This window comes from Nevskia sp., assembly GCF_023266035.1.
Taxonomy (GTDB): domain Bacteria; phylum Pseudomonadota; class Gammaproteobacteria; order Nevskiales; family Nevskiaceae; genus Nevskia.
The window spans coordinates 912-5,480 of sequence record NZ_JAHFRY010000052.1; the positions used below are offsets into that span (position 1 = coordinate 912).

The window sequence follows — 4,569 nt, forward strand, 5'->3', positions numbered from 1 at the left end:
ATCGACCGCGATCGCGTGAAGACGCTGGGGGTGCCGATCTCCGATGTCTTCGGCGCCCTGCAGTCCTTCCTCGGCGGCGCCTATATCAACGACTTCAATCTGTACGGCCGCACCTTCCGGGTGACCGCGCAAGCGGAAGCCGGCGCGCGCAGCTCGCCGGATTCGGTCAACAACCTGTATGCGCGCTCGGAAAGCGGCGAGATGGTGCCGCTGTCGACCCTGCTCAGCATCATCAACCATCAGGGTCCTGAGTCGATCGACCGCTACAACGTCTATCGCGCGGTCAGCATCACCGGCAATCCGGCGCCGGGTTATTCCTCCGGTGACGCCGTCAAGGCGATGGAAGAGATCGCCGCCCAGGTGCTGCCCGACGGCTATGGCTACGAGTGGACCGGCCAGACCTACCAGGAAAAGAAATCCGGTGGCCAGGCGCCGCTGATCTTCGCGATGGCGATGCTGTTCGTGTTCCTGGTGCTGGCGGCCTTGTATGAAAGCTGGGCGGTGCCATTCGCGGTGCTGCTGAGCATTCCGTTCGCGGTGTTTGGTGCCTTTGGTGGTCTGGCCTTGCGCGGCATGTCCAATGACATCTATGCCCAGGTCGGCGTGATCATGCTGATCGGCCTGGCGGCCAAGAACGCGATTCTGATCGTCGAGTTCGCCAAGCTGGCCCGCGAGCGTGGTGCCACGCTGGTCGATGCCGCCATGGAAGGGGCGCGCCTGCGTCTGCGGCCGATTCTGATGACCTCGTTCGCGTTCATCCTTGGTGCCGTGCCGCTGGCCATCGCCAGTGGCGCCGGCGCTGCAGCGCGCTCGGTGCTCGGTACCGCGGTGGTGTTCGGCATGACCGCGGCCACGATGATCGGCATCTTCCTGATCCCGCTGCTGTACGTGCTGGTGCAGGGCGCGGCTGATCGCCTGCGGCCGAAGAAGGCAGCGGTCGCCGCACCGGTCGCGCCGACGCATGGAGACGCGCCATGAGCGCGAGCAAAGGCAATTTGTTGTTGGCAACGGCGCTGCTGGTCGCCTTGACCGGCTGCGCGCTGGGCCCCGATTACCAGCGGCCCGAACTGACGGTGCCTCAGCGTTTCCGCGGCGATGCGCCGCCGGCGCTGGATCCGACCGTCGACACGGCACTGGCTGAAAGCGACTGGGCGACGGTCTATACCGATCCGGCGCTGCGCCTGCTGATCCAGCAGGCGCTGGCCGGAAATCTCGACGTGCAGATCGCCGCGGCGCGCATCGAGCAGGCCCGCGCCACCGCGGGCGCCACGGGTCTGGTGTTGTTTCCACAGGTCAGCCTGAGTGCCGATCGCACGCGCAACAAGCAGTCGGAGCTGGCGGTCGGTGCGCCGAACATTCCACGTGATCTGACCACCAATCGCGTATCGCTGACCGCAACCTGGGAGATCGATCTCTGGGGCCGTCTGCGTCGCTCGACCGAAGCCGCGCGTGCCGAACTGCTGGGCGCGGGCTACGCGCGCCGCGGCGTGGTTGTCGGCTTGATCGGCGATGTCGCCACCGCCTACTACAGCCTGCAGGCGCTCGATGAGCAACTGGCGATCACCCGTCGCACCATCGGTACCCGCGAGAAATTCGTCGAGTTGACCCAGGCCCGCCATGAGCGCGGCGTGATCAGCGGCCTCGATGTCGCTACCGCCGAAGCCCAGGCCGCAGCGGCACGCGCCAATCTTCCGGAACTGCAGCGCCAGATCACCCTGGTCGAGGATCAGCTGAGCCTGCTGCTCGGCGGCTATCCGGCGGCGATCGCCCGTGGCGAAGCCACTCATGAACCGGGGCACGAGCTGAGCCCGGAACCACCGGCAGGCCTGTCGTCGAGCCTGCTCGAACGACGGCCCGATCTGCTGCTCGCCGAAAGCCGCTTGAAAGCCGCGAACGCGCGAGTCGGTGTCGCCAAGGCCGCGCTGTTCCCGCGGCTGGCGCTGACCGGGACCTTCGGTACCGCGAGCCAGTCGCTCGGCGATCTGTTCACGCAGCCGTCGAATGCCTTCTCGTTCGGCGGCAATCTGTTGCAGCCGCTGCTCGATGCCGAGCGCAATCTGTATCAGGTCGATCTCGCCGATGCCCGCAAGCGCGAAGCGATCCTGAGTTATGAGCAGGCGGTGAAAGGCGCGTTCCGCGAAGTGGCGGATTCGCTTGCCGAGCGCAGCCAGTACGAAGCTTTCGAGCACGAACAGGATGCCCGGGTGTCAGCACTCCGACGCGCTGATGGCATCGCCCTGGCGCGTTACCGGATCGGTTTTTCGTCGTACTTCGATGTCATCAACGCCGAGCGCGATCTGTTCGATTCGGAACTGGCGCTGACCGCCGCTCGCCGCAACACGCGGCTGGCGGCGGTGCGCCTGTACCGGGCGCTGGGCGGGGGCTGGGCGGCAGCGGCATCCGAGGAAGCAAAAAACTGATCTCACGCAGAGAACGCAAAGGACGCAGAGAAAAGATCAAGGAATTTCCTGCTTTTGCTTCTCTCTGCGATCTCCGCCCTCGCCGTAAACGGCTCGACTGCGTGATGCCCCGCTGTTGCGGCGCTTACTTCTCGACGAAGGCGCGCTCGAACACATAGTCGCCCGGCTGGCCGATGCCGGGTGACACGACGAAGCCGCGCTTGTCGAGCATCGCCCGGGTATCGGCGAGCATCGACGGGCTGCCGCAGATCATGCCGCGATCGGCTTCCGGGTTCAGCGGCGGCAGGCCGATGTCCTCGAACAGCTTGCCGCTCTCGATCAGATCGGTCAGGCGACCGCGGTTCTTGTACGGCTCGCGGGTGACGGTCGGGTAGTAGATGAGCTTGTCGCGCACCAGTTCGCCGATGAACTCGTCGTTCGGCAGGTCCTTGGTCAGGTAGTCCTGATAGGCCAGCTCGCTGACCAGGCGCACGCCGTGGATCAGCACGACCTTGTCGAAGGCATCAAAGGTCGCCGGGTCGCGGATGATGCTCATGAACGGCGCCAGGCCGGTGCCGGTGCCGAACAGGTACAGATTCTTGCCTGGCTTCAGGTCGTGGATGGTCAGGGTGCCGACCGGCTTGTCGCTGACCAGGATCGGATCACCAACCTTCAGATGCTGCAGCCGCGAAGTCAGCGGGCCTTCTTCGACCTTGATCGAGAAGAACTCCAGGTGCTCCTGGTAGTTGGCGCTGGCGATCGAGTAGGCGCGCATCAGCGGCTTGCCGTCGACGACCAGACCGATCATCACGAAATGACCGTTCTCGAAGCGCAGCCCCGAGGTTCTCGTGGTGCGGAAGCTGAACAGGCTCTCGTTCCAGTGATGGACGTGAGTGACGGATTCGGTGAGGAATTTGGCCATGTGTGTCGGTAAGTCCGGTAAGTCGGTGGAGTAGGGAAACGGTGGTTCAGTGCAGCGCTTCGAGGCGGACTGGCAGCCGGTCCTTCGGGATCGGCAGGCTGGTGAAATCCTGCGGCATCACATAGCCATCGACGACGGTGATGCGGTAGCGCAGCAGCAGCTGATGCAGGATCGCTTTCACTTCCATGGTGCCGAAATGCAGACCGAGGCACTTGTGGGCGCCGCCGCCGAACGGCGTCCACAGGAAGGCGTGCTGCTTGTCTTCGGCGCGATCTGCAGCGAAGCGTAGCGGATCGAAACGCTCCGGCTCGCGCCAGTAGGCCGGCAGGTAATGGGTCAGCCAGGGACTGACGGCGACGGTCGCACCGGCCTTCAGGCGCAGGCCCTTGAACGCGCAATCGGCGGTGACGCCTCGTGGCAGGATCGGCACCGGCGCGCAGAGGCGCAGCGCTTCCTTCATGACCAGGGTCATCGATTCGAGTTGGTCGAGATCGGCATAAGCCAGCGTCGCGGTGCCGAGCGCTCGGCTCTCCGCACGCAGCCGCTCCTGCCACTCCGGATGGCGAGCGAGCTGATAGACCATGTTGCTGAGCGTGATCGTCGAAGTGTCGTGCGCGGCCATCAGCACGAAGATCATGTGATTGACCACGTCTTCATCGCTGAACAGCTCGCCGTCCTCGGTGCGCGCTTCGCAGAGGCGCGAGAACAGATCGTTGCGCGGGCGGCGACGCTGATTCGGGATGGCGGCGAGGAAATGCCGCTCCAGCAACGCCCGGCCCTGGATGCCGGCGCGCCAGCGGGTGCCGGGCAAGGGCAGTCGGATGATCGAGGTGGCGGCCTGCACGGCATCGAGAAAGGCGGCGTTGACCGCATCGGCTTCGGCACCCGGCGTCTGGCCGACGAACACTTCGCTGCCAATGTTCAGGGTCATCGCCTTCAGGCGCTTGAACAGCAGACAGGGGCCGGTGGTCCAGCTTGAGAGTTCGTTACCGATGGTCTGCTGCATCTGCTCGAAGTAGCCGACCAATGCCTCATGCGAGAACGCCGCGTTCATGATCCGTCGATGCAGGCGGTGCTCGTCGAAGTCCAGCAGCATCAGGCCGCGGGGAAAGAACGGGCCGACGAAGTGGTTCCAGCGCGCGTTTGCGAACAGGTTGCCGCGGTTCTGGAACACGAACTGATTCGCGTCCGGGCCAAGCAGGAAATGAATCTGGATGCCGAAGGCATTGATGCGCACCGCTTCGCCGT

4 protein-coding genes are annotated in these 4,569 nt (G+C 64.8%); 2 read left to right on the forward strand and 2 right to left on the reverse strand.

Annotated elements, in window-relative coordinates; all coding sequences use genetic code 11:
- A partial coding sequence (locus Q0D45_RS09855) for an efflux RND transporter permease subunit (RefSeq protein WP_293391988.1) occupies positions 1-978 on the forward strand: 978 nt, incomplete at its 5' end.
- Entirely contained in the window at positions 975-2,420 is a 1,446-nt protein-coding gene (locus Q0D45_RS09860) for an efflux transporter outer membrane subunit (protein ID WP_293391990.1), read from the forward strand. The genes Q0D45_RS09855 and Q0D45_RS09860, both read left to right, overlap by 4 nt.
- 124 nt (positions 2,421-2,544) lie before the next feature.
- On the opposite strand, the gene Q0D45_RS09865 is transcribed toward Q0D45_RS09860, so the two are convergent.
- Together Q0D45_RS09865 and Q0D45_RS09870 are read right to left on the reverse strand one after the other, a co-directional pair.
- Positions 2,545-3,321 (reverse strand): ferredoxin--NADP reductase, encoded by a 777-nt coding sequence (locus Q0D45_RS09865; protein ID WP_293391992.1) that lies wholly within the window; start codon positions 3,319-3,321, stop codon positions 2,545-2,547.
- 46 nt (positions 3,322-3,367) lie between these two features.
- The coding region (locus tag Q0D45_RS09870) for a cytochrome P450 (protein WP_293391994.1) at positions 3,368-4,569 on the reverse strand (1,202 nt) is incomplete at its 5' end.